The organism is Alkalibacterium sp. s-m-28 (assembly GCF_054658175.1).
Genome location: NZ_BAAGIQ010000213.1, coordinates 1 through 902, shown reverse-complemented (window position 1 = coordinate 902; position 902 = coordinate 1). Strand labels below are relative to the sequence as shown.

The window sequence follows — 902 nt, the reverse complement described above, 5'->3', positions numbered from 1 at the left end:
TGCGTCCGACTTCCTTCAGATTCCACCTCACGGTGGACACCCTTGTCATTCACTAACAGTTCCTACTGCAAAGCCTGTAGTGGACTTTCACCACCAAGTTGTCGCCCATGCCGGGCGCACCAAAAAGCGACCCGTCCTGTTTACTCAGGGCGGGTCGTTTTATTATAACCTCTCTCAAGCAGCCAGTCATTGATTTTCCCGGCGGTCACTTCGGCTGACAGTTCAGTTGTATTCAGCTTGAGGTAGCTGACTTCCGGAAACTTGGCTTCAACTTCTCCATCAAAGGAATTCAATCTATGCTTTTCCATACTCTGAAGCAGCTCCGCTTCGGAAAAATCCACGTCTCTTTTCGATGGCTTCATTGACAGACGCAGCTCACTTTTATTACGTTTGAGCCGAACATCAAGGTCCGCTTCAAGTTCGATAAAGAATACATTCCCACCGGCGTCAAGAAAAAGCGACGACCAGCTCCTCAGGATGTCCCAGTCCGAATCCGCATCAAAGCCTGCGACTACCGTAAAGATGATGCCATGAGTGACATTTGATTCAGGCTGTTCAGTAAAGGCCTTGAACAGGTCATACCTGACGACTTCAGACAGACGAAACGTATCACGTGTGTACCCCAGAAATCGGGCAAACAGATCGATCGTTTCATGATTGAACAGAAGCCTGGCATCAATCTTCTTCTCCAGAGCTTGTCCTACAGTCATTTTCCCCACAGCCTGCGGCCCGACGATCAGAATCAGATCCATATCAGTTCCCCCTATGCTCCAAGGGTTACTGTCAAATTTTTTTGTTCTTAAAGGTCTATAACCGTTGTTCTATCAAGGAAAAGACAAAAAACACTTGCCCCTCCCTCATTTATCGGTAAAATAGTAGGTATCCGACTACCAAACTATCCC

Annotated in this window: 1 protein-coding gene; it reads right to left on the bottom strand. The window is 47.5% G+C overall.

Features of this window, described 5'->3' with window-relative positions; genetic code table 11:
• Positions 1 to 140: 140 nt before the first annotated feature.
• Positions 141 to 752 carry a DEAD/DEAH box helicase family protein gene (locus ACYQ4S_RS11990; protein ID WP_346024221.1) on the bottom strand — a complete coding sequence of 204 codons (612 nt, stop codon included), beginning with the start codon at positions 750 to 752 and terminating at the stop codon, positions 141 to 143.
• Between the last annotated feature and the right edge of the window lie 150 nt (positions 753 to 902).